This is a genomic window from Bradyrhizobium sp. USDA 327 (genome assembly GCF_041262065.1).
In the GTDB taxonomy this organism is placed as follows: domain Bacteria; phylum Pseudomonadota; class Alphaproteobacteria; order Rhizobiales; family Xanthobacteraceae; genus Bradyrhizobium; species Bradyrhizobium liaoningense.
On the sequence record NZ_JBGCCW010000001.1, the window covers coordinates 5458062 to 5484909 of the forward strand.

The window sequence follows — 26848 nt, forward strand, 5'->3', positions numbered from 1 at the left end:
CCTGATCCTTGGGCAGTGGCTTTGGTCAATGCGAGGAAACCCCAAGGAATCCTCATCGTTAGACGGATACAATTTAGGTGCCGCCCCGGTCGCTGCCAAGGGAACGAGATGGGACTATTTATCCCATCTTAGAGCGATTCCCGCGGAAATAATGGCGTCCGATCGGCGGTTTTTCCGGCCTGGTTAAGGTGGCCTGACGGCGCGGATGCGAAATGGCCGGTGCCATGATCCGCCCGTATTCGTTCGTGCTCATCTCCCGGTGCGCCGCCGGGCCGGTGCCGGCGCAATGTGGATACGCCCGCCGGCAAGGCTGATCAAGGCTCCCGCGAGGGTCTGCTTCAGGACCGGCCGGCCGGTCGCGCGGGCGCGGAGACTTGCGGCCACGGCCTGGTCCAATGCGGACATCAGGGTTTCGACCTTGCCGAGTTCCGCCGGCCCTTCATGTCCGAGCGCGTTGATGGCCCGCAGCAGAAGTCGCAGCCGGACCTCCTCCGGCAGGGCGGCAAAGGCCGAGGCCTCGAAGCTTCGGACCCCCGCCTGCGGCGCAACGCCGCGATCCCGCAAACGGAGGAAGCGCTCGGCGCCGTCGGCCAGCACCTCGACCGCCGCATTGGCCCGCGCGAGCCTTGCCGCGAGCCGCGCCAGGTTGCGGGCATCGCCGCCCTCGGCCGCGAGAAGCGGCAGCAGCGCGCGCAGCCGCGGCCGGGTGAAGGCGGTGTCCCGGTTGGTGGGGTCTTCGGCAAAGCCGACCTTCGCCCGCCTCAAGGTCGCGATCAGCTGCGACTTCGGAACATCGAGCAGCGGACGCGCCAGCACGATTCCGTCGCGCTCGCTGAGGGGTGCCATGGCCGACAGCCCGGCAAGTCCGCTGCCGCGGAAGAGGCGCATCAACAGCGTCTCGGCCTGGTCGTCGCGGGTGTGGGCCGTCAGCACATGGCTCGCGCCGGCGGCACGCGCGGCGTCGGCGAGCAGGCGGTAACGGGCCTCGCGCGCTGCCGCAGGCAGCCCCGCCTTCGGCTTTGTGCCGCGCCAGCGCAGGGTCCGGTGCGGCAGCCCGAGCCCGGCGGCGAGCCGCTTGACCTCGCGCGCCTCGCGCGGCGCCTCTCGCCGCAGGCCGTGATCAATGGTGACGACGGTGAGAAGCGGACCGCGCGCGAGGCTGCGCCGCCAGCGCGCCGCGAGCCACATCAGCGCGACCGAGTCGGGCCCGCCCGAGACCGCGAGCACCAGCGCCGGCGCAGCTCTCAGGTCGGCGAAGAGTCGCTTCGCCTCGCGCGCCGAGATCGGAGAATCGTCGTCTAACATGGCCCGGCCCAGCATCATCAGCGGATGATCGCAATGTTTAGCGCAGCACCATCCGCGTTGTCAGGACATAAACGCCGGGCGTCAGCACTTCACCCGCTTCTGCTCGCGATCGACCGCCGCTTTGACGCCGGCGGAGGCGCGCGGATATTTGCGGCCGATCTCGCCGAAGGCGGCGCAGGCGGCCTCCTTCTCCTTCAGCGCGGCGAGCGACTGGCCGAGCCGCAGCAGCGCATCCGGCGCCTTGGCCGATTTCTCGTATTTGGTGGTGACGGCGAGGAAGGCTTCCGCGGAGTCGCGATATTGCTGGCGCTGGAAGTAGCTCTCGCCGAGCCAGTATTGCGCGTCCCCGACGAGCGGGTCGCTCGGAAATTTCTGCGCAAAATTCTTCATGGTCTGCTCGGCAAGCGCATAGTCCTTGCGCTGCATGTAGCCGATGCCGAGGTCGAACTCGTCGCGCGGCGTCGCCGAGGGCGGCAGGGTGGTCAGGCCAGCGCCGCCGGCCGGCGCGGGATAGCCGGATTGGGCCGGCGGATAGCCGGGCTGTGCGGCTGGCGGCACACCTTGCTGGTAGCGGGGGCTGGTGTTGGCGAGGTCGAGCGGCTCGCCCGGGTTGCGGCCGCCGGTGCCGGCTCCCGCCGGCAACGGCTGCGGCCCGCCGCCGAGCGCGCGCGGCGCGCCCGGCGCGTTCGGGTTCTGGTTCGGATCGAACGCATCGCCGCGGCGGCGCGCGCCGGGTGCGCCGGGTGCCGGCTGCTCCTGAACGATCGGCGCAGGGGCGGCGATCTGCGGCTGCTCGTAATTCGGCTGCGCGGCCGGCTGCTGCTGGCGATAGCCCGGCGTGGCCTGGGTTGGTGCGATTTGGGCGGGCGGCATCGCCGCAACGTTCGGCGCCTGCGCGGGCGCGGCTTGCGCACCGCCTTCGAGCGCCCGCAGCCGCTCCTCGAGCTGGCGATTGCGATATTGCAGCTCTTCGTTCTGGCCGGTGAGCTGGCGCAGCTGGTTCTCCAGCCGCTCGATCCGCATCTCGGGGTCGGCATCATCCGACTGCGCAAAGACCGGTTGCGCCAGTGCGGGCGAGCACAAAGAGAGCAGCGCGGCGGTCGCCACGGTGCCGGTAAAGACCTTAATTCTGGATGACATCTTGCCCTGACGACAAAAGCGAAATGGCCTGCGACGGAACATTCGGCGCGCCCCACATTGAAGTGGAGTACGCCAAAAATGTGACTGCTACAAAGCGGTTTCTGTCACAGAATGCTGAAATGAAACCGGCGCCCGAGAGGGCGCCGGCATAGTCCATTTCCGAAGCTGAACGGCGGCTGACTGAAGCGTCAGGAGCTCGCGTTCAAGACGGTGACGGCGCGGCGGTTCTGCGACCAGCAGGAGATGTCGTTACAGACGGCGACCGGCCGTTCCTTGCCGTAGGAGATCGTGCGCATGCGGTTCGGATCGATGCCGCGCGAGGCGAGGAACGAGCGCACCGACTGGGCGCGGCGGGCGCCGAGCGCGATGTTGTATTCGCGGGTACCGCGCTCGTCGGCATGACCTTCGATGGTGAAGCTGTAGCGCGGATAGGTCTGGAGCCACTGCGCCTGCTTCTCCAGGGTCACGATCGCCTGCGGGGTCAGATCGGTCTGGTCGCTTTCGAAGAACACGCGGTCACCCACGTTGACGACGAAATCCTGCTGGCTGCCGGGCGTCGCCGCATTGGCCATCGCATCCGTCGCGGCATTCTTGTTGGCGCAGGCGCCCATCGACAGCGCGACGGCGAGCACCGCGGCCAGCTTCAATCCCTGGAGGATACGCATAGGATGTTTCATTCCGGAGCCTCCACGCTCACGTTAGTCCACTGCTGTCCGGTCTACAGGGGGTTGGTTAAGCGAACGTTCCGTCAACCTTGACGGAACCTTGCCTCAGCCGCTCAAATGCCCCCAATCAGCGAAAAGCAACCGTGATGGTTAATGAGTTGTAAATGTGGCGCGAGGGTGAAGGCAAGCCGCGTCGGCCGGCAAAAACGCCGGCTTCTGCTGGAATTTTGGGCCGAATCGAGAAGAGGGACCGCCCTAAAGCATGATCCGGAAAAGTGCGCAGCGGTTTTCCGAAAAGATCATGCTTAAACAACAACCTAAAGCGCGATGACGATTGATCCTAATCGCATCGCGCTTTAGTAGGCCGAACCGACTGCCGGAGCCGCCACATCCCGGTTCCGTGGCGTGGTCACCAGCGCCGGCCGCGTGGCAGCCTGGCGCGGCGTGCTGCGCGCAAACAGCATGCGCCGCTCAAACGCGCTGGAGCGCATGATCGGGAAACGCGTCAGGATCTTTTCCCGGACCTTGGGATAATCCGAGGCCATCAGCACGGCCTTCTTCGTCGGCCAGCCCGGAAATGAACGCGGCTCGGTGAGAGTCTCGGAGAGGAACACGCGGCGGTAGAACGCCTGATGATCGGTCCGCACCATCGAGAGTCCGACATCGGCATTGAAATGCTCGCAGGCAACGAAGGGAAGCCGGACAGTCAGATAGGGCAGTTCGGGGAACCGCTGTTGCATTTCGGGATCGGCAACGAATCGACACGGATCGACAAAGACCTCGCCGCGGTCCAGCCGAGGATGCAGGACGTCGCCGAACACCTCCGTGGTGTAGGACATCCGGCATTCGGCCGTCAGAACGTGGATGCGAACGGAACTGCAGAGTTCGTCGTCGACGTAGACGCCGAAATTCCAGACGTTGGGCGCGTCGTCGAAACGGTCCGTCACCCGCTGCGACTCTGACGGCGGGATCAGTCCGGCCTGCAGATAGGCGCGGTAGCGCATCAAGTACAGGTTGTCCTTGTCCTCGGGAGTTTCGATGAGTCGGTAATCGATACGGTCAAACAACGCGGCGCCGCGTGGAAGGAGCGCCGCGCTCGGTTCGGCTCCGGACTTCATCTGCTACCTCTAAACTCCAAGCAACTTCCGCGAGTAGTAGCAGATTAATGGTTCCTTAACGAAATTGCAAAGCATTAGAACTGTTAGGGTTAACCTTTTGGGGTCCGCAATATTACGGTGCTGGCGGGAGCCGATTGCAATGGAGGAGCTGCCAGGAAGGATCAGGCCGATCGCGACGACGCGATGGCGAGCTGGTCGTCAGGCATACGACGGCCATGCGAGGCATTGAGCAATTGGCGGACGCGCACCGCCGGAACGGGCCGGCTGAACAGGTAACCCTGCCCTTCGGTCACGGTGCCGTCGGCGCTGATCAGCTCGAGCTGTTCGTTGGTCTCGATACCTTCGACCACGACGGCCATGCCGAGGTCGGCGGACAACCGCGCGACGCCGCGCAACAGCGTCAGCGGCCGGTCGGTATCGATGCCTTCGAGGAAGGAGCGGTCGATCTTCACTTTCTGCATCGGGAAATTGTGCAGGTAGCTGAGGCTGGAATAGCCGGTGCCGAAATCATCGAGCGAGATGCGCACGCCGAGCGCGCGCAGCTGCGACAGGATGTCGTGAGTGAGCTGGGTGTTGCGCAGCAGCGATGACTCGGTGATCTCGATCTCCAGTCGATGTGCCGGCAGGCCCGACACTTCGAGCGCGTAGCGGATTTCGCTCAGGACGTCGCGCTGATGGAATTGCTGCGGCGAGAAATTGACGGCAACGCTGACGCCGTCCGGCCACTTCATGCATTCCATGCAGGCGCGGCGCAGGATCCAGCGCCCGAGATCGACGATCAGGCCCATGTCCTCGGCGACCGGGATGATGTCGACCGGCGAGACCGTGCCGCGCACCGGATGATTCCAGCGCAGCAGCGCCTCGCAGGTGGTGATCTTGCCGGACTTCAGATTGACCAATGGTTGGTAGAACAGCTCGAATTCCTCGTTGGCGAGCGCCTTGCGCAAGTCGAGCTCGAGGATGCGGCGGGCCTCGACGGTCGCCGCCATCTCGTCGCGGAAGAAGCAGAAGGTGCCGCGGCCGTCGGCCTTGGCTCGGTACAATGCCATGTCTGCGTTCTTGAGCAGTGTATCGGCGCTAATCTCGCCCGGGAAGGTCAGCGCGATGCCGACGCTGGCGCCGATCTCGACCAGATGATTTTCGATACGATAGCGCTCGCTCAGCCGCTCGACGATACGGCGGGCAAGCGCCGCGGCGTCCTCCGGTGAAGAGATGTTCTGCTGGAAGACGACGAACTCGTCGCCGCCGAAGCGGGCGACGAAATCCTCGGGGCGCAGCATCTCGCGCAGGCGGTTGGCGACCGCACACAGAAGCTGATCGCCACAGGGATGACCCAGCGTATCGTTGACTTGCTTGAACTGGTCAAGATCGACGAAGAGCAGAGCCGACAGACGCTCCGAATGGCGCGCGACCGCGAGCAAACGCTCGATCTCGTCCCGAAAATTGACACGGTTCGGCAGCGCCGTGAGATCGTCGTAGCGGGCCAGATGGCTGATCCTGGCCTCAGCGTTGCGGCGCTCCGTGATGTCCTCGAGCAGCAAAACCGCACCGCCATCAGCCATCGGTTGGACGGTCCATGACAGCGAACGATTCCTGTGCGGATCGGGGTCGGCGGTGACGATTTCGTTCGCCTGCGCGGTTTCGATGTCGGAGATGATCGCCTCGCCGCTGGCCGCCGAAATCGATCCCGCTTCGACGCATGCGGCGATGATGTCGCGCGCAGTCGTGCTGCTCTGGGTGAGATTGTCGGGCAGATTCATCATCGCGCCGAAGCGGTGGTTCATCACCGCGAGCTGGCCGTCGATGCGAAACATGCAGAGCCCGTGCGGCATGTTGTTGAGGGCCGTGTCGAACTGGCCGGCGAGTGCGGCCTCGCGCTCGCGTGCGACAACGGCGCGCAAGAATATCCTGTGCAGGTTGCCGGAGAGCCGCATGACCGAGAAGAGGAACGCGGCGCACACGACCGACATCGCCACGTAATAGGGTGTAGCGTGCAGCGCCAGCGCGATCACGGCCGGGCCGAATATCAAGGTGGCTTGCAGACGAAATATCCACTGCCGTCCGTAAGCTCTCCCCGCTCCTCCCGCCACGATTCCGGTGGTGACCGAGAGGGCGATCATGTGAGCGATGGCGTCGTCATTGCTCAACAGGGTCGTGGAACACCATAGACCGATCACGGCGGCCTGGATGAGTGCTCCGATTTGGTAGCGCTGCTGCCAACGCGCCGCTTGCTCCGCGTTCAGAACCGATTTTCTGGCCTGGTACCGGCTCAAATCGAAGGCACGTATGGCTCCCGCAAGAATGAGCAGCGGGACAAATCCCCAAAGCAGCGTCTGTCCCGTCTTGAGCGCGGTCAAGGAGGCGGAGAACGCCGAGAAGACTATGCCGGTAAGCACCGTGCCGGGCGCCTCGAACAGCGAATCGGTCAGCGCCGCCGAAATCGTCGGCGAGGCCTGTTCGTCCTGCTCTCCGCTCTGGCTAGCGAACTGCATGTTGGTTTGTACGCGCGTCCTGTTTAAGCGCGTAGTTCTACCCCAGCTGAGATGAAGCCTTTCTGAGGGAACATCGTTAAAGTCGAGTTGTTTTTCCGCAATAGCGGACCGATTTTCGCTTAAATATCAAGCAACTAGGCAAGTCCTGCCGCGCACAAGGTGAAGGAAGTCTTGCCTTGCGCAACGAACTCGACAAATCGGCGCGCTTTTCGGAAACATCGCGCAACACGCGATGTCTTAGCTGCACGCTTGTCAGCCCGACGTCGAGGACAGCAGCGGCGACCAGGCGGGGTCCGAGGCAAAGCCCGGTGTCGGCACCTTCAGCTCGTTGCGGCCGGAGATGTCGACCGTGTACAGCGACGGCCCGCCATTGCCGCCGGGATCGCGGAAGAACATCAGCACGCGGCCATTCGGCGAGAAGGTCGGGCCCTCATTGTGGAAGCCGGAGGTGAGCAGCCGCTCGCCGCTGCCGTCCGGCTTCATGATCCCGATCGCGAACTGTCCGCCGCCCTGCCGGGTGAAGGCGATGTAGTCGCCGCGCGGCGACCATACCGGCGTCGAATAGGTTGCGTTGGTATCGTCCTTGGAGAAGGAGATGCGCTGCGCCGGCCCGCCGCCCGCCGCCATCACGTAGATCTGCGACCGGCCGCCGCGATCGGACTCGAAGCAGATGCGGGCGCCGTCGGGCGAGTAGGACGGTGAGGTGTCGATGGCCGGCGTATCGGTGAGGCGCGTGGTCGAGCGCGAGCGCAGATCCATCACGAACAGGTTGGAATTGCCGCCCTGCTGAAGGCTCATGATGACGCGCTGGCCGTCCGGCGAAAAGCGCGGCGCAAAGGTCATGCCGGGGAAGTTGCCGACGATCTCGCGCTGGCCGGTCTCGATGTTGTAGAGATAGACCTTCGGATCGCCCTGGCCGAACTCCATGTAGGTGATCTCTTGCGAGTTCGGCGAGAAGCGCGGCGTCAGCACGAGGTCGGAGCCGCGGGTCAAATAGCGCACATTGGCGCCATCCTGGTCCATGATCGCGAGCCGCTTGACGCGGCGCTCCTTCGGCCCGGTCTCGTCCACGAACACCACGCGGCTGTCGAAATAGCCTTTCTCGCCGGTCATCCGCTCGTAGATCTGGTCGGAGATGATGTGGGCGATGCGGCGCCAATATTCGGGCGAGGTGAAATATTGCTGGCCGGCAAGCTGCTGGCCGGAGACCACGTCCCACAGGCGGAATTCGGCCTTGAGCCTGCCGTCCGGCTGCCGCGTCATGCGGCCGGTGACCAGGGCCTGCGCGTTGATGGTCTTCCAGTTCTGGAATTGCGGCGCGACGTCGATGTTGCTGATGCGCTCGATGAAGGCGGCCTGGTCGATCGGCGCGAACAGGCCCGAGCGCTTCAGATTGTTGGTGATGACCTGGGTGACACCGTTGCCGACGTCGCCGTCGGAGGGCGAGCCCGGCACAAAATTGGTGATCGCGATCGGGACCGGCTGAAACTCGGTGGGATCGATGCGCAGTCGCGGCTGCCCCTGAGCGAAGGCGTGTCCGCCGCCGAGCATCGCGAGCGTCGACCCGGTCAGGGTCATGAAGCGGCGGCGGTTCATCGATCGGGCGTCATTCATCGCAAAATTCTTTTGTTCGGATGTCACAACATATCTTTCAGACCGAAAGTCATCGGAATGAGCTTCCAGCTCTCGTACTGCTGCTTCGGCATGAACGAATAGACCTGGCACTGCACGATGGCGCGCTTGGCGCTCTCCGCCACCGCCTGCGCGATCGACCGCGACGGTCCCCGCACCGCGACGACGATCGGCTCGGCGGCCAGCGATCCGTCGATCTTCATGGGAATGTCGATGTCGGCTTCGTACTGGTCGGCATCCTGCCCGTTATAGGTCGGCGTGAAGCAGCGCTTGACCGCGCCCTGGAAAGCACCGCGCCAGGTCGCGACGTTGGCGACGGCCGTGCCGGTGCTCGATCCCAGCGACGCCGACGCATTCAGCGCCGATCCAGTCAGTTCGTGCCGTGTCGTGGCACGCTTGTCGAGGTCGCGCTGGATCTGCGCGGGGTCGAAGGTGCGCTCCTTGGGTTTCGGTTGCTGCTGCGGCTGCACTGCCGCGACCTTCTGCTCCACGGGCTTCGGCGGCGGCTTCTTCGTGTCCAGCTTCTTCTGGAGCTCGGCGATCGGATCTTCCTTGGCCGGATCAGGCTTCTTTTCCTGCGGCTTCGGCTCTTCCTTCGGCTTCGCCTCGGCCACGGGCTTCGGCGGCTCGGGCTTCTTCTCGACCGGCTTCTCGACGGGTTTCGGCGGCGGCTCCGGCGTCGAGTTGGTCTTGATCAGCTCTTTCTTCTCGGTGACCTTGCCGACGGCGTCTTCCTCGGGCTTGGCTTCCGCGATCTTCTCGACCTTGGGCTTCGGCTCTTTCTTGTCGCCGGTCTTCTGCCCCGCCATCATCTTCGCGAGTTGATCTGAGGAGATGATGTCGACCGGAAGCGACTCCTCCGGCGCCACATAGGCCTTGCTGCTAAAGGTGACGAGGCCCCATCCAAGCACGAGGACATGGAGGGCAATCGACGCAACGAGTGTCTTGTCGACGTTCACCTTCACCGCTTACCCCTGATCCGCTTCGGTGACGAGGGCCAGCTTCTTGAATCCGGCGCCGGACAGCAGGCCCATGACCTTGGCCACCGTCCCGTAATCCGCCTTCTTGTCGGCGCGCAGGTAGATGCGTTCCTCGAGCCCGCCCCGCGCATCCGTGATCGCCTTGAGCTTCGGCACCAGCTCGTTCAGCGCGATCTCGGCATCATTGATGAAGACCTTGCCCTTGATGTCGACCGACATCTGGATCGGCTTCTGGTCGTTGTTTTCGAGACTCTTGGCCTGGGTCTGGGGCAGGTCGAGCGGCACGCCGACCGTCAACATCGGCGCCGAGACCATGAAGATGATGAGCAGCACCAGCATCACGTCGACCATCGGCGTGACGTTGATCTCGGCCACAACGGGCTTGCGCCGGCCGCGGCGTCCGCCGCCTCCGGATGAACTTGCGACGTTCATGCCCATGGTCTGGTGCCCAAATTGCCCTTCACACTATACATGCCGTCCGTCAGCCCCGCTCGTCGATCTGACGCGAGAGAATGGCTGAAAATTCATCAGCGAAGCCCTCCAGCCGCTGGGCCTGCCGGTTCACCTCGGACGTGAACTTATTGTAGAAAATAGTGGCAGGAATGGCGGCGATAAGGCCGACGGCGGTCGCAAACAGCGCTTCCGCGATACCGGGGGCGACAACCGCCAGAGAGGTATTTTTCGACGCCGCGATGGACTGGAAGCTCGACATGATGCCCCAGACCGTGCCGAACAGGCCGACGAAGGGGCCGGCGGAGCCGACGGTCGCCAGCACCAGCAGGCGCCGTTCCAGCCGCTCGACCTCGCGCGCGATCGAGACGTTCATCACCTTGTCGATGCGCATCTGCAGGCCCGCGACCGAGCGCGCATGACTTTCGAAGGAACGCTTCCACTCGCGCATCGCCGCCACGAAGCAGGCTGCCATGGAGTGGGTCGGCTTGGCCGACAGCGTGCGATAGAGCTCCTCGATCGACTCGCCGGACCAGAACGCCTGCTCGAACCGGTCCATCGAGCGCCGGGTGCGCGCGTAAAGAAAGATCTTGTCGATGGCGATCGCCCAGACCCAGACCGAGCAGGACAGAAGTCCCAGCATCACCGCTTTCACGATCCAGTGAGCCTGCCAAAACAGCGCAATCAGCGACACGTCGGCGGAGGCGGCAACCGGAAGGGCTGACTGAGCCACGTCGGCCGGATTCATAAGCAGTATCCTCTCAAGGCGATCGTTACCTGATGTCCTGGCCAACGAAATGGCCGTTCCCCAACAGCCGCGCTAGAATCGGCGCGGCCGGCAAGCCCGCTCAAAGCCTTGTCTTTCTGGGGTGCAGGGCTCGTCCAAGCCGGCCGCCTGCATTCCCCGCCAAGATGTCAAAACTATGGGCCTCGACACGGCTTTGGGCGCGACTGTCCGCAATTACCAGAGCCCGGCGTTGGTTAATGCGGGGTTACCGGCGGCGAATTTGGTCGCCGGAAAGGCAGGCCGGCCAGGGATTTGGCCCCGGCAGCCCCGGGCGGCGGCATCTGGCCGGAAAATCGAGGACCAAGCCCGCGTCCGGGAACCCGGTTTCGAGCTCTGCACGACCGTCACTCCGCACCCCCCAAAAGACCGCTTCCTGATGCAGAGAGATCTTCCAGAGCGCTGGACGAGCAATCCCTCAGGCCGCGTTCGTCGCTGCACCGCTGCGCCCGTTCCCAATTGCCCGCTGTATTGCCTCGACGAACGTGGCGAGCCGCGCTGCGTAGTTCGTCGATGCCACGTCGCGCGCGGTGACGGAAAGACAATCAAGAGGCTGCTTGCCGACGAGCTCCCGCATCTGGCCGAAGACCTGATCGCTGCCGGCCCCGCCAAGCGTGCAGAAGAACGCCACCGCAGGGAGTTTCGACCTGTTTGCGAGCAAGTAGGCACGGACGGGCGAAGATAGCGACCAGGCCCAGACCGGGGTTCCGATCACAACGAGATCGTAGAGAGATGGATCCCTGACGGTGGCGGCGATGCGCGATGGGATCTGCCGTCGCGCTTCCACGGCCGAGCGCAGATAACCGAATATCCCCTTGCGGCTACCAGCCTCGGCGATTTCTTCACTGTCACAGGACAGCGCAGCCGCCAGGGATTGAGCAACTTTGCGCGTCGTGCCGGTCCGGGAATAATAGACCACGAGTATCCTTGCGTTCGCCATCGTCGTGCTCCTCGCCTCCGCCTGGCGAACTACATCGCGTTCGCGATGCGCGCGGCTTGATTCACGTCAACAGGCGCAGAGAAAGCGTCAAAGCGAGCCCGGTTTGAAACATCTTGCCGTGCGACCTGACGTGCGAGAGCCGTGGGAACGCATGCTCTAAGCGAGGGCGCGTCAGGCGGCCGAGACCGTCTTGGGGCAGTTCGTCAGCCGGGCAGGATTGCCGACTACCGTGCAGCCGGCGGGCACGTCGCCCGTCACAACAGTGCCGGCGCCGATCTTTGCAAGATCGCCGATGCTGATGTCGCCGAGGATGCTCGCGCCTGCGCCGACGTAGACGCCGCAGCCGATGCGCGGCGAGCGCGCCGGCAGCTCACTGCTGCGGCCGATGCTGACGTTCTGGAGGATGGTGACGTCGTCGCCGATGACGACATTGGCGCCGATCACGATGCCGGTGGCGTGGTCGAGATACACGGCGGCCCCGATGCTGGCAGCCGGATGAATGCTGACCTGGAGCACGTTCGACGCCTCGTTCTGAAACAGCAACGCCGCGTCGCGACGGTCGTGGCGCCAGAGCCAGTTCGACACGCGCCAGGCTTGCAGCGCGAGGTAACCCTTGTAGTGCAGCAGTGGCGGCAGCAGGTCGGTGACAGCGGGGTCGCGGCGCGCGATGGCCGCGAGGTCCCGGCTGGCAGATTCGATCAGGTCCGGCTCGTCGCGAAAGGCGTCACGAGAAAAGGACGTGAAGCGCGCGCGTTCGGCGCTGCTGCCAAGCCGCCGCCCGATCAGATCGGCCAGGGCCGCGGCAAAATCGTCATGGGTGAGGATGGCGGCGGTGAGAGCCTTGCCGAATAATGGATCGGCATCTGCCGCACGCTGGGCCTCGCGGCGGATCGCCTGCCAGAGGTCGTCGCTCGCGTTTATCGCAGCTTCCGGCATTGTCGCCTCCGATCCGCGTGCATCTGTGACGGCGAATATAGGCGGTCCGGATCAAGGCGCCAGCGATGTCCACGGGATGCGCGTCCTCTCGCGCGGCTATCCGGCCTCTCCCGCTAGCGCGAACACGCCGAAGCCAAACCGCCCGCCTGCGGTTGCGCAGGCGGGCGGCTCGGGGCCATCAGGACTTTGGGGGCATGCGCCTGAAGGCTTTGAGAGGCGTCAGGCTTGGATGTCAGCCCTGCTGCTGGTCGGTGGGCGGCGGGGTCGGACGCGTCTTGTGCTGCGCCATGAACTGGTCGAACTCTTCCTTGTCCTTGGCGTGACGCAGGCGGTCGAGGAAGTTCCTGAACTCGACCTGCTCCTCCTCGAGACGCCGCAGCGTTTCAGAGCGATATTCGTCGAAGGCGCGGTTGCCGGAAGACGGCGGGCCGAAGCCAAAGCCGAAACCACTGCGCTCCATGCGGCCGCGCATGCGGTCCATCTTGTACTGCATCCGCTCCATCTTGTTCTGCCAGCGATCCTGATGGTTCCAGCACGACATTCTTCTGCTCCCGAGTGTGAAAAAGAGAAGGGCAAGTCCGATCGGCCACCAGATGATGAAGCCGAGGATGGTCACGGCGATCCAGCCCGGATGCCAGGGCGTATCGAGCATGCGGGGACGCTCGTACTGTTGGTGTTGGTCCGAAGGGCCGCGCCATCGATTGACATCAGCGGTGTAGGCCATTTCCCATCTCCATCACGGCACCTGCGCCGTTGTGAATGTAAATAACATTTACATAGCTAGACCATCCCGCGATTTTGTCAAGCCGGCCGCCAGACAGGCCCGCGCAATTATTTGAGCAACTTTATTTCGGCTTGCCCCAGGGTCCGCCCGGCGGCACGCCCGAACCGGAGGAAGCCTCCGGCGGCACCGGCGGCGGCTCGGCCCCCTTCGTGGCCGGACGGCGGTCGGTCGGGAAACCGAGGCCACGCAGATAGATCAGCACCTCGGCCTCTAACAGCTCGTCCGGCGACATCGGTAATTTGCGACGCGCGGCATCGCCGCGGGAAAACAGCGAGGCGACGCCATGGGCCATCGACCAGATGTGCAGCGCCATCATCATCGCCGGCGGACGCGGTGTGCCGGGCGGCGTCAGCGCCGCGAGGCGCTCGGCGGCGGCGCGGATGACGCCGAATGCGCGTTCGCCCGCTGCCATCAAGGCAGGATTGGCATCGACCGGCAGGCCAGATTCGAACATCGCGTTGTAGAAGGCCGGCTCCTCGCGGGCGAAGGCGAGATAGGCCCTGCCGACGCGTTCGAACGCGGTGACCGTATCGGGGCGCCCGTCGTCCCAGGCCGCGGTCAGGCGCGCCTCGAACTGCTCGAAACCGCGCTGGGCGATCGAGGACAGGAGCTCGTCGCGGTCGCGGAAATGCCGATAGGGCGCCGCCGCGCTGACGCCGGCCATGCGCGCGGCATCGGCGAAGGTGAAGCCGGCCGCACCCTTCTCGGCGATCAACCCGAGAGCGGCCTGCAACAAGGCTTCCTTCAGATTGCCGTGGTGATAGCCGCGCTCGGCGCGGCCCTGCTCCTTGCGCCAGCTCATGTGAACGACCTTTACATGAGCCGGGCGTGAAGGTCACTAGCGGCGATGAGGCAGGATTAACCCCGTACTTCCACGGTCATGCCCGGGCCGATGCGTCGGCATTGAGCCCGGAACGAGCTCGCACCGAAGCTACATCCGCGGAATGGGAAGGACGGGCATCACTTCGATCGCCTCGCCTGGAAAGATCGCGAAATGCGGATGGTTCTCGAACAGTCTGGCAGCTTCCTCCTGCGAGGCGGCACGTACCACCGTGAAGCCGGTCAGCGCATTGCTGACCTCGGCGATGCCGCTCGCGTCGATCCTGCGGGTCTTGCCCAGCGGGCCGCCGATCTCGACGATGACGGACTTGTGCTTCTCGACCCAGCCGTGCCAGGCAGCCATGCCCTCCTGCTCCTTCGCCTTCCGCTCGGCCTCCGGCAGGGCGCGCCAGGCCGCCATCTTCGTTCCGGTCGTGCTGCCGAGATAGACGGCGAGAAATTGGTGTTCGTCGCTCATGGATATCTCCTCTGGTTGATTGATGGGAAAATCGTCTGGCGGCTGTCTACTTCTTCAGGTCGCCAAATCCGGCCACGACCTCCTGCACTTCAGGCGGGTAGTCGGCCACCTCCTGCACCTGCCGGATCTCGATGATTTCGTTGGCCGAGGCCGGGCACTTCTTCGCCCAGGCGATCGCTTCCTCGCGCGAGGCGACCTCGATCATCCAGTAACCGCCCAGCACTTCCTTGGCTTCAGCGAAGGGGCCGTCGGTGACGATGGGCTTGCCGGTCGCAAAGGAGACGCGCGCGCCCATTGATGGCGGATGCAGGCCGTCGAGCGTGATCAGCACGCCGGCGTCCTTCAGCGCCTCGTTGTAGCGCATCATCGCCGCGACACGTTCGGGATCGAGTTGAACGTCCGGCGGTGCCGCCTCGTAGCCGAGCGGGATCATCAGCATCATGAATCGCATGGGATTACCTCGTCGCTTGCTGTCATTCCGGGCGCGACAAGGTCGCGAGCCCGGAATCCGTTGATCCATATTGCCGCCGGTCCCGGTGAATTCTCCGATGCGCGATTGCGCTTCAGAGCCGCGCCATGCGCGCCCCGGAAATGGCGGCGGCGGAGAGCTACTTCCTCGTCGCATGCGCGCGCGTGCGCTCTTCCTGCTCGCGCAGCTCGGGGGTGAGGGCTTCGCCGAAATCCTCGGCCGAAAACACCTGCCGGATCTCGATCTCCGAGCCTGGCTCGAACGGCGCACGCTTCATCCAGTCAAGGGCCTCGTCCAGCGAGGCAGTCTTGATCAGCCAGAAGCCGGCGATCAGGTCGGGCGAAAGACTGAACGGACCGCGCGTGACGCCTGGCCCGGACGCCGAGTATCTGACCCGGGCGCCCTTCACCGTCGGATGCAGGCCCTCGCCGGCTTCGATGACGCCGGCCTTGGCCATCTCCTCGTTGAACTTGCCCATCGCAGCCAGCATCTCCGTGGTCGGCATCTTGCCGGCCTCGGTATCCTGGCTTGCCTTGACGATCACCATGAAACGCATCGACCTGCTCCGTGATATATCCTGCGGGCGGGAACATCCGGCCCGCGTTCCCCTCTAAGACGAACGACCTTCTGCCGAGCCGACAGCAGGGCGGGAATTATTTGGAGGCGCGCAAGCGCGACTGCGGCAGGCGCATTCGGGGCCGAATCGGGCTCGATTGGCGCGGCGCGGGGGCCTTTCATGCCTGAACCAAAGCGAAGTAAAAGGGGCCGGCGCTCGCGCGCCCCTCCCCGACACAGGACAGATCAGCCAATGCCGCAAGCCCCGCAGAAAGTTGCCCTCGTCACCGGAGCTGCACGCGGCATCGGGCTTGCGACCGCGAAGAAATTCCTGACCGAGGGCTGGCGCGTGGCGCTGCTCGACATCGAGGGCGAGTTGCTCGGCCGCGCGGTCGCCGAAATCGGCAAGAGCGAGGCGACGCTGGCGCTGACCTGCGACGTTTCCGACGCAGCCGCGGTCAGTGCTGCAATGACGACGATCGAGCGGCGGTTCGGCCGGTTGGATGCCCTCGTCAACAATGCCGGCATCGCGGTGTTCGCGCCGCTGATGGAGACGTCGGAGGCTGACTGGCGCCGCGTGCTCGAGGTTAACCTCACCGGACCGTTCCTCTGCACCAAGGCAGCGGTTCCCTTGATGCGCGACGGCAATGGCGGCGCCATCGTCAACATCACCTCGATCTCGGCGGTGCGCGCTTCGACGCTGCGCTCGGCCTACGGCACCAGCAAGGCGGGCCTTGCGCACCTCACCAAGCAGCTCGCGGTCGAGCTCGCCTCCCTCAACATCCGCGTCAACGCGGTCGCGCCGGGACCAGTCGACACCGCGATGGCGAAGCAGGTTCACACCAAGGAGATCCGCGCCGACTATCACGACGCCATTCCGCTCAACCGCTACGGCCTGGAGGAGGAGCTCGCGGAAGCGATCTATTTCCTGTGCTCGGCGAGCGCGAGCTACATCACCGGACAAATTTTAGCCGTTGATGGCGGCTTCGATGCGGCGGGTATCGGTCTGCCAACGCTGCGCGGGCAACGACGAAACGGGTAAGCCGTGTAGGGTGGGCAAAGGCGCGCAAGCGCCGTGCCCACCACTTCTCCAGATATGAGGCGACAATGGTGGGCACGCTACGCTTTGCCCACCCTACAAGAGCGAGTTGGTGGAGAGCTTCATGCGACGTATCACCTGCCTCAAAGCCCTGATGCTTGCATCCGCGCTGCTCGGCGTCACGCCCGCGGCGGCCGAGATCCGCATCATCCAGTCACCGGGCGGACAGGTCGGGCCGTTCCTCGATCTGTTCGAGAAAGTGCGCGAGAGCGGCGAGCGCGTGGTGATCGACGGCCCCTGCCTGTCCGCCTGCACGCTGGTGCTGAGCATCGTGCCGGGCGAGCGCATCTGCGTCACCAAGCGCGCGGTGCTGGGCTTCCACGCCGCGCGCTCTGTGGACCGGCGCGGGCGCTTCTATGCCGAGCCGGAAGCATCGGTCGCGGTGCTCGCCGCCTATCCCGGCCCGGTGCGCGACTGGATCAGCCGCCGTGGCGGCCTGAGCTCACGGCTGCTGCTGTTGAAGGGGCGCGACCTCGCCGCGATCTATCCGCGATGTCGGTGACGAAGCCGTCGTTGATAGTCTCGCGACCGACATTGACAACCATTGTTGTCGGAACCGCTGCACGACCTCGTCAGAGAACTCGCCGTCTAGAACAAAGTCTGGACCACCGGCACGAGCTTCATGCTCACGCAAATGACCATTCCCCAAAGAGCAAAGTTGATTTGTAGCGCCGCCGCCATCGGTCGCTCCCTTCCAAGTCGCCCCGCCCTGATTTGTAGATTTTATGAAGCAAAGTTAGCGATTTTGGTGTGCAGATCACAGCCCAATATTGCGCCAATTGTTGTGCGGTGCAGTCGGCTTCACGAAGCGGCCTCACTCCGCGAGCAAAGTGATGTGAAATTCCGATTCGTATTCGGCCATGCCGGCTGGTCCGTTTGCGTTGAGTTCCATTAGATTGACGTGACGCGAAGTGTTTCACGCGGATTGCGCGTCGCATACGCAGCAAAGGCCCCGGCATGATTCGATACAGCTTCATCTTGCTCAGTTTTTGCACAGCGCTGATGGCTTGCGCAGGCGCTCCAGCGCAGGAACGCCGCCCCATCGCGTGGGATGGACTTGGCAAGGATCCGAACGGTCCTCACGTCGCGAAACGGCGCGTGGCAAATCCCGCGCCCGCGGCGCCGGATCCCAATCAGGAGCGGGAACGCGTGCTCGGCACCTTGCAGCCCTATTCCCAGGCGTGGTGGGCGGTCCATGACGAAATACAGGCGGAGAACGACAGGCGGCTCGGCAGCAAGCTCGTGATCTGCCCTCGCTGCATGGAGTCGTCGCCGCCGAGCGAGAACGTCACCGGATCGATCCGGTGAGAGGACAAACGGCCGATCGGCGCGTGAGGTGAGGAGTCCATGCGTGTCCCCTCTCCCGCAGCATTGGAGAGAGGGGATCGCAACTCAACGGATCATGGGCGCGGTCGTGCCCGTCACATTCCCTCCGCCGGGCAGTTCACCATCCAGGGAATGCCGAACTTGTCGACGCACATGCCGAAGCCCTTGGCCCAGAACGTCTTGCTGAAGGGCATCGTGACCGAGCCGCCGTCGGCGAGCGCGTTGAACTTGCGCTCGCCGTCCGCGGGATCCTTGACTGTGAGCGAGATCGAAAAACCCTGCGGCTTGTGAAAGTGCTCGGCCGGCGCGTCGGAAGCCATCAGCACGCTGCCGTCGGGCAGCGACATCCGTGCATGCATGATCATCTTCTCACGGCCAAGAGCGGCCGGCACGTCCGGCGGCGCGTCCGATGACCGCATCATTGCATCGATCTTGCCGCCGAGAACCTTGGCGTAATAGTTGAACGCCGCTTCGCAAGTATCCTGATAGAACAGATAGGGATTAAGCATCGATTGTCTCCTCTTCGCTTGCAGTGAGGTTATTGCTTCTCGGTGAGCTTCTTCAGGCCGGCGAGACCTGCCTCGAAATCCTTGCCGATCATGCTGTCAATGTTGACGAACACCTGCATGACCTTCGACAGGAACGGGGCCGGACCGTACATCGCCCACGTGACCAGAGTGGCATCGCCTTGCGGCACAAAGGTGAACTCGGCGGTGTTGTGCCCTTCGAACGGCCGCTCGAAATCGAGCTTGATGCGAAGCCTGGAGGGCCCGTTCGCCTCCAATATCTCCATGTGGCCGGCACCGACATTGTTGTTGCCATCCCAGGCATAGGTGGCACCCTTTCCCGCCGCGGTTCCGCCGAACGTCCGCTTCATGGCGGGATCGCGCTCCTCATAGGGCGACCAGGCGGTCCAGCGATGGAAGTCAGCAACCAGCGGAAAGATCGCATCGGCCGGAGCTTTCACGGCGAGACTGCGCTCCACGCGGAACGTGTCGGGCTTTGTCAATGCGAAGACCAGGACCGCGGCTATGCCGACGGCGAGCACGATAGCGATGACGGCAAGGGCTTTCAGCATGAATGGCTCCCCGGGATACGGAGCCTAGGACGAACGCGGGAGGCCCCGGCCGACAATGGGACAGGAATTCTTTGGCGCACTGCCCACCCCACGTCATGGCCGGGCTTGTCCCGGCCATCCACGTTCTTGGCGCGGAGGGAAAGACCGGGGATGCCCGGGACAAGCCTGGACCAAGCTCGGGCATGACGACGTGGAAGCAGGCGGGCCTACTTCGCCTTCGCGCCCTGCCTGGCGCCGCCATTGGCCGTCTTCGGCTGGCTGTCCCGGATCAGGCGATCGAGATGCATGCGGATGTGGGCGGCTTCGGCCGAGGTGTTGGCGAGCGCGATGGCACGGTCGAAGGCGACGCGGGCCTCGTCGTTGCGGCCGAGCTGCATCAGGAAGGCGCCGCGCACGCCGTAGAAATGGAAATAGTTGGCGAGCTTCGGTGCCAGCGGCTCGATCAGTTCGAGCGCGGCCTGCGGCCCGCGCACCTTGGAGACCGCGACCGCGCGATTGAGCGTCACCACCGGTGACGGCTGCACCACTTCCAGAGCGCCATAGAGCAGATCGATCTGCGTCCAGTCGGTCTCCTCCGGGGTCGCTGCGCGCGCATGCAGCGCGGCGATCGCGGCCTGGATCTGATAAGGACCGCTGCGGTGGTGACGCATCGCCTTGTCGATCAGCGCGAGACCTTCCGCGATCATGGTGCCGTTCCACAGCGAACGATCCTGATCGTCCAGCAGGATCAGCGATCCGTCCTCGGCAAAGCGCGCGGCGCTGCGGGCGTGCTGCAACAGGATCAGCGCCGTCAGGCCCATGATCTCGGGCTCACTCGGAAACAGCCGCAGCAGCAGCCGCGCCAGCCGCATCGCCTCTTCGCACAGCGGCTTCCTGATCTCCGCAGTGTCTCCACTCGCCGAATAGCCTTCGTTGAAGATCAGGTAGATCATGGCGGCGACGCCGGCGAGCCGCTCGGAACGCTCGACCGCGCCGGGCGCTTCGAAGGGGACGCCCGCGTCGGCGACCTTTGCCTTGGCCCGCGTGATGCGCTGCTCCATCGCGGCTTCCGAGACCAGGAAGGCGCGTGCGATCTGCTTGACGGTGAGGCCTGAGACGATGCGCAAGGCGAGCGCGATCTGCTGCGTCGCCGGCAGCTGCGGATGGCAGCAGATGAACATCAGCCGCAGGATGTCGTCGCGATAGTGCGAGCCGTCGAGCCGCTCGGCCAGCTTCCCCTCGGCATCATCGAGATCCGAGATGGCCAGGTCGTCCTCCGGCAGGGGCTGCTGCTTGCGGGCGCGGCGCACCTCGTCGATCGCGACGTTGCGGCCGACCATGATCAGCCAGGCCGCGGGATCGCGCGGCGGCCCGTTCTGCGGCCAGGACTTGAGCGCGCGCAGGCAGGCGTTCTGAAAAGCCTCCTCTGCGGTGTCGAGATCGCGGAAATAGCGCAGCAGCGCGCCCACCGCCTGGGGTCGCGCCGAGGTCAGCGCAGTCTCGATCCAGGCGGTGTCGGTCTCGCTCACGTGAGAGCTCCTCCGGGCCGGAACACGCCCACCGGACGCACCTCGTAGGCACCGCCGGGATTGGCAGCGCCCAGCTCGCGCGCGACGTCGAGCGCATCGTCGAGATTCTTGCAGTCGACGATGTAGAAGCCGAGCAGCTGCTCCTTGGTCTCGGCATAGGGACCGTCGAGCACCAGTGGCGGGTCCTCCTTGCGCAGGGTCGCCGCCGCGGTCGTCGGCAACAGCCGCGCCACCGGTCCGAGCCGGCCCTGCCTGGTGAGCTTCTCCTGCACCACGGCGAGCTTCTTCATCACGGCCTCGTCCTGCTCCTTGCTCCAGGAGCCGACGAAATCCTCGTCGTGATAGCAAAGAATGGCGTAAAGCATAGGCGACACTTTCCTCGTCTGCTTTGAAGACGCGCCAATATGCCCCGCGCCGACATGGCTGCGGAAAAAATTTGCAAGAAAAATCCGGCAGATCGTGCCAAGGAGGGCCTTCTCAAACGGAACCGACGAGGCACTTCGAATGACCCTGGGTACACTGGCCGTCCTGATCAACAGCACGCAGCAGAACTGGCTGCCGGAGCGCTGGAAGGCCCGGTTCGAAGCGGTCTGCGGGGACCGTCGCGTGGTGCTGCTGCCGGACGCCGGGCTCGATCCGGCGGAGGTGCACTATGCCGCGGTGTGGAAGCCGGTGCCGGGCGATCTCGGTGCGTTCCCCAATCTGCGCGCGATCTTCAACCTCGGCGCCGGCGTCGACGCGCTGATGGCGGACAAGAGCCTGCCCGATGTGCCGCTGGTGCGCGTCGCCGTGCCCGATCTCACCAATCGCATGACCGAATATGTCGTGCTGCACGTGCTGATGCACCACCGCCAGGAGCTTTACCTCAGGCAATCGCAGCGCGAAAAACGCTGGGAGCCAAAATATCAATGGCCGGCGAGCGCGATCACCGTCGGCGTCATGGGATTGGGCACGCTGGGGGCCGATGCGGCCAATGTGCTGCGGCGGCTCGGCTTCCGCGTCGCCGGCTGGAGCCGCAGCCCGCGGACGATCGACGGCGTCGCGTGCTTCCACGGCACTGCGCAGATCGATGCCTTCCTGCGCACGACCGACATCCTGGTCTGCCTGCTGCCGCTGACGCCTGACACAAACGGCATCCTCAACCGCGACGTCTTCACGAAGCTCAACCGCAACAGCCCGCTCGGCGCGCCCGTGCTGATCAATGCCGGTCGCGGCGGCCTTCAGAACGAAGCCGATATTCTGGCCTGCCTCGACGACGGCACGCTTGGCGCCGCCTCGCTCGACGTCTTCGTGCAGGAGCCGCAGCCGGCGAACAGCCGCTTCTGGACCCACCCCAAGGTGGTGTTGACGCCGCACAACGCAGCCGACACCGACGCGGACGCGATCTCGGCTTATGTCGCCGCGCAGATCGGACGGTTCGAGGCTGGCGGAGTGCTGGAGAATGTGGTGGATCGGGCAAGGGGCTACTAAGCCCCCGGATTTCGCGAACGCTGGCGCTTCAGGCCCGGTGGCATCCCCGCGAACGCGGGGATCCATACCCACGGGCAGAAATCGTAAGGCGAGCGGGCAACTCCGGGTCTTCGCCGAACGTCTTCCGTGGTCCGGAGCTGCGCTCCGCTTGCCGGCGACGGCAGCCTACGCTTTCGCGCCCACCATCATATCGATCGCGCCCTTCACGATCGCCTCCAGCTCCTTGCGTGGGACGCGGGCGCGCGAACGAACGGCGATGGAGTGCACGGTAGCTGATGCGATCTGCGCCAGCACCGCCGGATCGGCGCTCTCCGGCAACTCGCCCTTCTCCTTGGCACGGCGGAAGCAACTGGCAAAAGCCTTGTCGAGCTCGGTGAGTCCGTCGAGCACCATGGCGCGGATCTCGGGATCGCTCACCGCCTCGGACGCCGCCGTCACCACAGTGAAACAGCCGCGCGGGCCGGTCTCGCCGGAGAGATAGATGTTCAGCGCGGAGGCGAAGATTCGCTCCAGGCGCTGGCGCAGCGGCATTTCCTCGCGAAAGATCGCTGCCATGGAGGCCCGCGCTTCCTCACGGTAGCGCTGGTAGCTCTTGATGTAGAGCTCGCGCTTGTCGCCAAAGGCGCCGTAGAGGCTCGGGCGATTCATGCCAGTGGCCTCGCTGAGATCGTCGAGCGAGGTCGCGGCAAAGCCCTGCCTGCGGAACAGGTCGAGCGCCTTGCCGAGCGCGACATCGGGCTCGTAGGCGCGGGGACGGCCGCGGCGCTTGGGCTGACCGGCAGCAGTTGGCAGCTTCGATTTTTGTACCATTTCGCAACTTAATCCTTGACCGCGGATATATTATGCAACACAGTACAAAAATCAATCTGGCCAGGTTGAGCGAAACTTCCAGAGAATTGCCCAAGGAGGCTACAGATGGATCTCTATTTCTCGCCCCTCGCCTGCTCCATGGCGACGCGCGTTGCGCTGTATGAAGCCGGCGCCGAGGCGAACTATCTCGAAGTCGATCCGCCGACCAAGACAGTGCTGAGCGACGGCTCCGACTTCCGGGCGGTCAATCCAATCGGCCTGGTGCCGACGCTGCGCACCGATGAGGGCGTGGTGCTGACCGAGAACGCCGCGATCCTGCAATATGTGGCCGACCGCTTTCCGCAATCCGGCCTCGGTGCCGCCGCCGGCATCGAGCGCACCCGGCTGCATCAATGGCTTTGCTTCATCGGCACCGAGCTGCACAAGGGCCTGTTCATCCCCGTGCTCGACCGCAAGGCGCCGCAGGAAACCAAAGCCTACGCGCTGGAAAAGAACCTGTCGCGGCTCGACTATCTCGACAACTATCTGAAGGGCCGCGATTTCCTGCTCGACCATTTCAGCGTGGCGGATGCCTATCTTGTCACGGTCATCAACTGGACCATGGCGACGCCGCCGATCGAGCTTGCGAAATGGCCGAACGTGAAGGCCTACTACGAACGCCTGCGCCAGCGCCCGTCGATCGCCAGGGCGATCGCGGAGGAGTTCGAGTTGTACAAGGCCGAGCTCGCGCGGAAGAAGGCCGCGGCGTAAAACACGATGAAATGAGGCTTGATCGCTGCAACGACGGTGGTGCGCTCCCTCTCCCGCTTGCGGGAGAGGGTGCTTCTCCAATGGGACAACCCCCAAGAGGAGAAAGCCCTCACCCGCGCCTCCGGCGCGACCTCTCCCGCAAGCGGGAGAGGTGAACGAGCCGCGGCAATCGATTCAACGAAAGCCGTTCCGGAGTGCAGATCGACTATTTCGGCGCCTGCAGCACGATGCCATAGCGGCGGTAGATCTGGTCGATCGTGCCGTCGCCTCGCAGCCGTTCCAGGGCCCGGTCGATGGCCTCGCGCAACGCATCATCCGGGCGGATCATGCCGACGGCGACATTCCAGTTGAGATCGGCGATGCTCTCATCACGATCCAGGATCCGGAGCGGATTGTCCGGATGCGTCAGATTGAAATAGCTCGCCGCCGTGGGCGTGACCGCGGCGGCATCGATCTCACGGTTCGACACGGCCTCCAGGCTGTCGCTCTCGAAGCCGAACGTCGACAGGGGCACGTGCCGTTGGCCGATGATCATGGCGGCGATCGATCCGACCTGCACTCCCACCTTGGTCCTTTCGTTGAGACTCTTGAACGAGGTGAGCGGGCTGGATGACGGCACCGCGAGCGCGACGCCCGTGCGATAATATGGTTTCGAAATCCGCAAACGTGTTTCGCCTTGCGCCTCGCGGTCGGCGATGACGTCCAGGAGAATGTCACAGCCGGCGCTGCGCATCTGGTACTGCGTGATGATCCAGTCGAGCCTCAGCGCCACACCGAGCTCGCGGGCCATCACCTGTCCCAGCTCGACCTGAAAACCGGGCGGCTCGCCGGTCTTGCGGGCAAAGGGAAGCGAGTTGGGATGCGCGCACAGCCCGATCACGCCGCTCGCACGGATCGCGTCCAGGGTTCGCGCCTGCGCCGGTCCCGGCAGCCCGATGGCGGCAGCGACGATGACCGGCACGATCGTCTTCATTGCACACCCTCATCTGGACGCATCGCGCGTCTGGTTCAGCCTTCGCGTGGTTTCAAGGCGCGGATGTACTTGACGATCAGGTCGATCTGCGCGTCGGTGAAAGCGCCATCGAATGCCGGCATCGCGCCTTGCTTGCCGTGCTTGATGCGATTGCGAATGAAGTCGTCGTCGCGCGGCGAATTCATCAGTTGCGGACCCTTGCCGACGGCCCGGCCGCCGTCGGAGTGACAAAACCCGCAAGTTCCCGCGAACACCTGCTCGACCTCGAACGGCGCATTCTCGGGCGCAGGCGCCGCGGATTGTGCTTGAGCCATTGCAGCGCACAGCAACGAGGCGCCCACCGGAACTGTCCTCAAATACAGCTTCAACACGTCCACTCCGTTCCTGAAGCAGGTGGCCGTCGCGATCGGCAAGGAGCGGGCTTGCACCCGCTCCTGCAGATCGTTTGCGGCAACTATTTCAGGCTGAAGACGACGAGCGCGCCGTCGTCACGCGGCATGCTCTTGTAGACGCCGCCGAAGTTCGGCGCATACTCGTCAGCCAGCATGCCGCCAAAGCCCGCGGTCACGGCGATATATTGCTTGCCGCCGACGGAGTAGCTGACGATGCCGCCCTGGTGACCGGTGCCGTTGTTGTGCTTCCACAGTTCGGCTCCGGTTTCGGCATCGTAGGCGTGAAGGACACCGCGGGAGTCCGGCACGAAGACCAGATTGCCCGCCGTCGACAGCACGCTTCCAAGCGGCGGCTCGGGATATCGGACCTCCCATTTCTTCGCTCCCGTTATGGGGTCCCGCGCGTCGAGATGGCCATAGATTTCGCCGCCGGGAGGAGGCACCATCTTGAAATCGGCGCCGATGTTGAGCTGGACCTGTGGCGTCGTAACCGGTGTCGTCTTCTGGATGTCCAGCGTCATGCACCATTCCTGGCCGATCTTGTAGTAGAGACCGGTCTTCGGGCTGTATGAGCCGGCGTTCCAGCTGATGCCGCCGCCGATGAACGGACACAGAGGTGGTTCAGTGACTTTCCCGACGGAGAAATCGCGGCGGCCGATCAGCGCGCCGGTCTTGGGGTCGATATCCTTGACGAAGTTGATGTTCTCGACCAGCCGCCAGACGTTCTTCACCTTGAGATTGCGGTCGTAGACGAAGACGAAGCCGCCCTTGTTCGGATGAACCACGTATTTCTGACCGTCGCGCTCGAGCATCACGAACTCGCCGACGGAGCTGTCAAAGTCCCAGGCGTCGTGCGGCAGTTCCTGATGATAGAATTTCAGCTTGCCGGTATCGATATCGAGGCCGATCACCGAAGTCGTATAGAGATTGTCGCCGGGACGTGCACCTTGCGTCTTGTAGTCGGCGCCCGACCAATCGTAGAGCGGCGCAGGGTTCGCGGTGCCCCACAGGATGGTGTTGGTCTCGGAATCATAGGTGCCCGGCATCCAGCCGCCACCACCGCCGGTGCGCCAGGAGTCGTTGCCCCAGGTCTTCATGGCCTCTTCGGTGCCCGCGACCGTCAGGAATTCCCACTTCTTCTTTCCCGTCGTGGCATCGAGAGCGAAGATCGGGCCGCGGCCCGGCCATTCGCCACCTTGCGCGCCGATAATCACGCTCCCCTTCGCGTAAAGAGGCGCGCCGGTAAAGCCGACAGTGAGCTTCTGCGAGTCGATCAGCTTGGTCTCCCAGAGGACCTTTCCCGTCTTCGAATCCAGCCCGAAGACACGCCCATCCATCGTGCCCACGAACACCTTGCCCTCACCGAGAGCTACGCCGCGGTTGTAGGGAGAGTGGGTCTGCCGGCTGATGAGCGCCTCGTCCAGTTCCGGAAAGAACGACCAGATGACCTCGCCGGTTGCGCCATTCAGCGCAAAGACCCGGCTGTAAGAGCCCGAATAGTAGAGCACCCCGTCAGCCACGAGTGGCATGGACTGCAGACCGCGCGTCGATCGCCCGGGGATGTGCATCCAGGCTACGCCCAAATTGGCGACGTTGTTCGTGTTGATCTGCGCGATCGGGCTGTAGTGGTAGGACTTGTACGAGCCGTGATAGGTGAGCCAATCGTTCTGGCCGGCGGCCTCGATGCGGGCCGTATCCACGGCTTGTGCCGACGCCGCCGATGCTGCAAGTGTCGCAACGACGACGACAGGCAAGGCCGAGCTGAGCCACTGCTTTCTCATTTGCACTTCCTCCCGCTCTTGTGTTTGTTGATTGCGTCTCGTGAGCGCGGCCGCGAGGGGGCATTTGCAGTTCAGTACGCGTCGATCGTCCTCCGTCGGACCGAGTCGCCAACA

General features: G+C 64.3%; 29 protein-coding genes. 5 read left to right on the top strand and 24 right to left on the bottom strand.

Translation table 11 applies throughout. The features are described 5' to 3' along the window. Positions 1–249: 249 nt before the first annotated feature. The 16 genes from tilS to ABIA42_RS25800 form a co-directional block, all read right to left on the bottom strand. Positions 250–1305 carry a tRNA lysidine(34) synthetase TilS gene (tilS, locus tag ABIA42_RS25725; RefSeq protein WP_370119871.1) on the bottom strand — a complete coding sequence of 352 codons (1056 nt, stop codon included), beginning with the start codon at positions 1303–1305 and terminating at the stop codon, positions 250–252. An 81-nt stretch (positions 1306–1386) separates the two neighbouring features. After that, positions 1387–2445 carry a tol-pal system protein YbgF gene (gene ybgF / locus ABIA42_RS25730; RefSeq protein WP_271529653.1) on the bottom strand — a complete coding sequence of 353 codons (1059 nt, stop codon included), beginning with the start codon at positions 2443–2445 and terminating at the stop codon, positions 1387–1389. Positions 2446–2633: 188 nt separating this feature from the next. After that, positions 2634–3122 carry a peptidoglycan-associated lipoprotein Pal gene (pal, locus tag ABIA42_RS25735; RefSeq protein WP_018641585.1) on the bottom strand — a complete coding sequence of 163 codons (489 nt, stop codon included), beginning with the start codon at positions 3120–3122 and terminating at the stop codon, positions 2634–2636. A gap of 344 nt (positions 3123–3466) precedes the next feature. Continuing rightward, positions 3467–4228 carry a hypothetical protein gene (locus ABIA42_RS25740; protein WP_271529654.1) on the bottom strand — a complete coding sequence of 254 codons (762 nt, stop codon included), beginning with the start codon at positions 4226–4228 and terminating at the stop codon, positions 3467–3469. A 161-nt stretch (positions 4229–4389) separates the two neighbouring features. Continuing rightward, complete coding sequence (locus ABIA42_RS25745; protein ID WP_271529655.1) at positions 4390–6720, bottom strand: bifunctional diguanylate cyclase/phosphodiesterase; 2331 nt, start codon at positions 6718–6720, stop codon at positions 4390–4392. Between the two features lie 252 nt (positions 6721–6972). Next, positions 6973–8316, bottom strand: a complete 1344-nt coding sequence (gene tolB / locus ABIA42_RS25750; protein ID WP_370123921.1) for a Tol-Pal system beta propeller repeat protein TolB — start codon at positions 8314–8316, stop codon at positions 6973–6975. 41 nt (positions 8317–8357) lie between these two features. Further along, the gene (locus ABIA42_RS25755; RefSeq protein ID WP_271529657.1) at positions 8358–9317 is read right to left on the bottom strand and encodes a protein TolA; all 960 of its coding nucleotides are present in this window, start codon (positions 9315–9317) and stop codon (positions 8358–8360) included. Between the two features lie 3 nt (positions 9318–9320). Further along, the gene (gene tolR / locus ABIA42_RS25760; RefSeq protein ID WP_124159110.1) at positions 9321–9770 is read right to left on the bottom strand and encodes a protein TolR; all 450 of its coding nucleotides are present in this window, start codon (positions 9768–9770) and stop codon (positions 9321–9323) included. A 43-nt stretch (positions 9771–9813) separates the two neighbouring features. Continuing rightward, positions 9814–10530 (bottom strand): protein TolQ, encoded by a 717-nt coding sequence (tolQ, locus tag ABIA42_RS25765; protein ID WP_028180156.1) that lies wholly within the window; start codon positions 10528–10530, stop codon positions 9814–9816. A 454-nt stretch (positions 10531–10984) separates the two neighbouring features. Continuing rightward, on the bottom strand, positions 10985–11506 hold the full coding sequence (locus ABIA42_RS25770) for a flavodoxin family protein (protein WP_370119864.1): 522 nt from the start codon (positions 11504–11506) through the stop codon (positions 10985–10987). Between the two features lie 171 nt (positions 11507–11677). After that, entirely contained in the window at positions 11678–12442 is a 765-nt protein-coding gene (locus ABIA42_RS25775; RefSeq protein ID WP_370119862.1) for a serine acetyltransferase, read from the bottom strand. 232 nt (positions 12443–12674) lie between these two features. After that, positions 12675–13166, bottom strand: a complete 492-nt coding sequence (locus tag ABIA42_RS25780; protein WP_370119859.1) for a DUF2852 domain-containing protein — start codon at positions 13164–13166, stop codon at positions 12675–12677. A 121-nt stretch (positions 13167–13287) separates the two neighbouring features. After that, complete coding sequence (locus tag ABIA42_RS25785; RefSeq protein WP_370119856.1) at positions 13288–14028, bottom strand: TetR/AcrR family transcriptional regulator; 741 nt, start codon at positions 14026–14028, stop codon at positions 13288–13290. A gap of 129 nt (positions 14029–14157) precedes the next feature. Continuing rightward, a complete protein-coding gene (locus ABIA42_RS25790; RefSeq protein ID WP_271529663.1) occupies positions 14158–14523 on the bottom strand; it encodes a YciI family protein in 366 nt (121 codons plus the stop codon). Between the two features lie 46 nt (positions 14524–14569). Continuing rightward, positions 14570–14974 carry a YciI family protein gene (locus ABIA42_RS25795; protein ID WP_370119853.1) on the bottom strand — a complete coding sequence of 135 codons (405 nt, stop codon included), beginning with the start codon at positions 14972–14974 and terminating at the stop codon, positions 14570–14572. A gap of 157 nt (positions 14975–15131) precedes the next feature. Continuing rightward, positions 15132–15548, bottom strand: a complete 417-nt coding sequence (locus ABIA42_RS25800) for a YciI family protein (protein ID WP_370119851.1) — start codon at positions 15546–15548, stop codon at positions 15132–15134. 252 nt (positions 15549–15800) lie between these two features. Here ABIA42_RS25800 and ABIA42_RS25805 point away from each other — a divergent pair, with 252 nt between their 5' ends. The 3 genes from ABIA42_RS25805 (at position 15801) to ABIA42_RS25815 (ending at position 17954) form a co-directional block, all read left to right on the top strand. After that, positions 15801–16589, top strand: coding sequence for an SDR family NAD(P)-dependent oxidoreductase (locus ABIA42_RS25805; protein WP_370119848.1), 789 nt, complete (start codon positions 15801–15803; stop codon positions 16587–16589). Positions 16590–16710: 121 nt separating this feature from the next. After that, a complete protein-coding gene (locus ABIA42_RS25810) occupies positions 16711–17148 on the top strand; it encodes a hypothetical protein (RefSeq protein WP_028180149.1) in 438 nt (145 codons plus the stop codon). 455 nt (positions 17149–17603) lie between these two features. Continuing rightward, positions 17604–17954 (top strand): hypothetical protein, encoded by a 351-nt coding sequence (locus tag ABIA42_RS25815; protein WP_370119845.1) that lies wholly within the window; start codon positions 17604–17606, stop codon positions 17952–17954. A 113-nt stretch (positions 17955–18067) separates the two neighbouring features. Here the strand turns inward: ABIA42_RS25815 and ABIA42_RS25820 are convergent, their stop codons facing one another. The 4 genes from ABIA42_RS25820 to ABIA42_RS25835 form a co-directional block, all read right to left on the bottom strand. After that, positions 18068–18481, bottom strand: coding sequence for a VOC family protein (locus ABIA42_RS25820; protein ID WP_370119842.1), 414 nt, complete (start codon positions 18479–18481; stop codon positions 18068–18070). A 29-nt stretch (positions 18482–18510) separates the two neighbouring features. Next, positions 18511–19050 (bottom strand): SRPBCC family protein, encoded by a 540-nt coding sequence (locus ABIA42_RS25825; RefSeq protein WP_370119839.1) that lies wholly within the window; start codon positions 19048–19050, stop codon positions 18511–18513. 206 nt (positions 19051–19256) lie between these two features. Further along, positions 19257–20558 carry an RNA polymerase sigma factor gene (locus ABIA42_RS25830; RefSeq protein ID WP_271529670.1) on the bottom strand — a complete coding sequence of 434 codons (1302 nt, stop codon included), beginning with the start codon at positions 20556–20558 and terminating at the stop codon, positions 19257–19259. Next, on the bottom strand, positions 20555–20923 hold the full coding sequence (locus ABIA42_RS25835) for a YciI family protein (RefSeq protein WP_271529671.1): 369 nt from the start codon (positions 20921–20923) through the stop codon (positions 20555–20557). The genes ABIA42_RS25830 and ABIA42_RS25835 overlap by 4 nt, the downstream gene beginning before the upstream one ends. Positions 20924–21062: 139 nt before the next feature. On the opposite strand from ABIA42_RS25835, the gene ABIA42_RS25840 reads away from it, so the two are divergent. After that, positions 21063–22028 (top strand): 2-hydroxyacid dehydrogenase, encoded by a 966-nt coding sequence (locus ABIA42_RS25840; RefSeq protein WP_370119834.1) that lies wholly within the window; start codon positions 21063–21065, stop codon positions 22026–22028. Between the two features lie 165 nt (positions 22029–22193). Here ABIA42_RS25840 and ABIA42_RS25845 read toward each other — a convergent pair whose 3' ends face one another. Further along, entirely contained in the window at positions 22194–22838 is a 645-nt protein-coding gene (locus ABIA42_RS25845; protein ID WP_035674277.1) for a TetR/AcrR family transcriptional regulator, read from the bottom strand. A gap of 105 nt (positions 22839–22943) precedes the next feature. Here ABIA42_RS25845 and ABIA42_RS25850 point away from each other — a divergent pair, with 105 nt between their 5' ends. Further along, a complete protein-coding gene (locus tag ABIA42_RS25850) occupies positions 22944–23588 on the top strand; it encodes a glutathione binding-like protein (protein WP_271529674.1) in 645 nt (214 codons plus the stop codon). Between the two features lie 205 nt (positions 23589–23793). Here the strand turns inward: ABIA42_RS25850 and ABIA42_RS25855 are convergent, their stop codons facing one another. From ABIA42_RS25855 to ABIA42_RS25865, 3 genes are all read right to left on the bottom strand, one after another. Further along, the gene (locus tag ABIA42_RS25855; RefSeq protein WP_370119831.1) at positions 23794–24561 is read right to left on the bottom strand and encodes a substrate-binding periplasmic protein; all 768 of its coding nucleotides are present in this window, start codon (positions 24559–24561) and stop codon (positions 23794–23796) included. A gap of 35 nt (positions 24562–24596) precedes the next feature. Then, positions 24597–24875, bottom strand: coding sequence for a cytochrome c (locus ABIA42_RS25860; RefSeq protein WP_271529676.1), 279 nt, complete (start codon positions 24873–24875; stop codon positions 24597–24599). 140 nt (positions 24876–25015) lie between these two features. Next, positions 25016–26734, bottom strand: a complete 1719-nt coding sequence (locus tag ABIA42_RS25865) for a pyrroloquinoline quinone-dependent dehydrogenase (RefSeq protein ID WP_370119828.1) — start codon at positions 26732–26734, stop codon at positions 25016–25018. Between the last annotated feature and the right edge of the window lie 114 nt (positions 26735–26848).

Excerpts from the sequence above, each read along its gene's own strand:
- tilS (WP_370119871.1), bottom strand. The coding sequence starts at position 1,305 with ATGTTAGACGACGATTCTCCGATCTCGGCGCGCGAGGCGAAGCGACTC.
- ybgF (WP_271529653.1), bottom strand. The coding sequence starts at position 2,445 with ATGTCATCCAGAATTAAGGTCTTTACCGGCACCGTGGCGACCGCCGCG.
- pal (WP_018641585.1), bottom strand. The coding sequence starts at position 3,122 with ATGAAACATCCTATGCGTATCCTCCAGGGATTGAAGCTGGCCGCGGTG.
- ABIA42_RS25740 (WP_271529654.1), bottom strand. The coding sequence starts at position 4,228 with ATGAAGTCCGGAGCCGAACCGAGCGCGGCGCTCCTTCCACGCGGCGCC.
- ABIA42_RS25745 (WP_271529655.1), bottom strand. The coding sequence starts at position 6,720 with ATGCAGTTCGCTAGCCAGAGCGGAGAGCAGGACGAACAGGCCTCGCCG.
- tolB (WP_370123921.1), bottom strand. The coding sequence starts at position 8,316 with ATGAACCGCCGCCGCTTCATGACCCTGACCGGGTCGACGCTCGCGATG.
- tolR (WP_124159110.1), bottom strand. The coding sequence starts at position 9,770 with ATGGGCATGAACGTCGCAAGTTCATCCGGAGGCGGCGGACGCCGCGGC.
- tolQ (WP_028180156.1), bottom strand. The coding sequence starts at position 10,530 with ATGAATCCGGCCGACGTGGCTCAGTCAGCCCTTCCGGTTGCCGCCTCC.
- ABIA42_RS25770 (WP_370119864.1), bottom strand. The coding sequence starts at position 11,506 with ATGGCGAACGCAAGGATACTCGTGGTCTATTATTCCCGGACCGGCACG.
- ABIA42_RS25775 (WP_370119862.1), bottom strand. The coding sequence starts at position 12,442 with ATGCCGGAAGCTGCGATAAACGCGAGCGACGACCTCTGGCAGGCGATC.
- ABIA42_RS25780 (WP_370119859.1), bottom strand. The coding sequence starts at position 13,166 with ATGGCCTACACCGCTGATGTCAATCGATGGCGCGGCCCTTCGGACCAA.
- ABIA42_RS25785 (WP_370119856.1), bottom strand. The coding sequence starts at position 14,028 with ATGAGCTGGCGCAAGGAGCAGGGCCGCGCCGAGCGCGGCTATCACCAC.
- ABIA42_RS25790 (WP_271529663.1), bottom strand. The coding sequence starts at position 14,523 with ATGAGCGACGAACACCAATTTCTCGCCGTCTATCTCGGCAGCACGACC.
- ABIA42_RS25795 (WP_370119853.1), bottom strand. The coding sequence starts at position 14,974 with ATGCGATTCATGATGCTGATGATCCCGCTCGGCTACGAGGCGGCACCG.
- ABIA42_RS25800 (WP_370119851.1), bottom strand. The coding sequence starts at position 15,548 with ATGCGTTTCATGGTGATCGTCAAGGCAAGCCAGGATACCGAGGCCGGC.
- ABIA42_RS25805 (WP_370119848.1), top strand. The coding sequence starts at position 15,801 with ATGCCGCAAGCCCCGCAGAAAGTTGCCCTCGTCACCGGAGCTGCACGC.
- ABIA42_RS25810 (WP_028180149.1), top strand. The coding sequence starts at position 16,711 with ATGCGACGTATCACCTGCCTCAAAGCCCTGATGCTTGCATCCGCGCTG.
- ABIA42_RS25815 (WP_370119845.1), top strand. The coding sequence starts at position 17,604 with ATGATTCGATACAGCTTCATCTTGCTCAGTTTTTGCACAGCGCTGATG.
- ABIA42_RS25820 (WP_370119842.1), bottom strand. The coding sequence starts at position 18,481 with ATGCTTAATCCCTATCTGTTCTATCAGGATACTTGCGAAGCGGCGTTC.
- ABIA42_RS25825 (WP_370119839.1), bottom strand. The coding sequence starts at position 19,050 with ATGCTGAAAGCCCTTGCCGTCATCGCTATCGTGCTCGCCGTCGGCATA.
- ABIA42_RS25835 (WP_271529671.1), bottom strand. The coding sequence starts at position 20,923 with ATGCTTTACGCCATTCTTTGCTATCACGACGAGGATTTCGTCGGCTCC.
- ABIA42_RS25840 (WP_370119834.1), top strand. The coding sequence starts at position 21,063 with ATGACCCTGGGTACACTGGCCGTCCTGATCAACAGCACGCAGCAGAAC.
- ABIA42_RS25845 (WP_035674277.1), bottom strand. The coding sequence starts at position 22,838 with ATGGTACAAAAATCGAAGCTGCCAACTGCTGCCGGTCAGCCCAAGCGC.
- ABIA42_RS25850 (WP_271529674.1), top strand. The coding sequence starts at position 22,944 with ATGGATCTCTATTTCTCGCCCCTCGCCTGCTCCATGGCGACGCGCGTT.
- ABIA42_RS25855 (WP_370119831.1), bottom strand. The coding sequence starts at position 24,561 with ATGAAGACGATCGTGCCGGTCATCGTCGCTGCCGCCATCGGGCTGCCG.
- ABIA42_RS25860 (WP_271529676.1), bottom strand. The coding sequence starts at position 24,875 with ATGGCTCAAGCACAATCCGCGGCGCCTGCGCCCGAGAATGCGCCGTTC.
- ABIA42_RS25865 (WP_370119828.1), bottom strand. The coding sequence starts at position 26,734 with ATGAGAAAGCAGTGGCTCAGCTCGGCCTTGCCTGTCGTCGTCGTTGCG.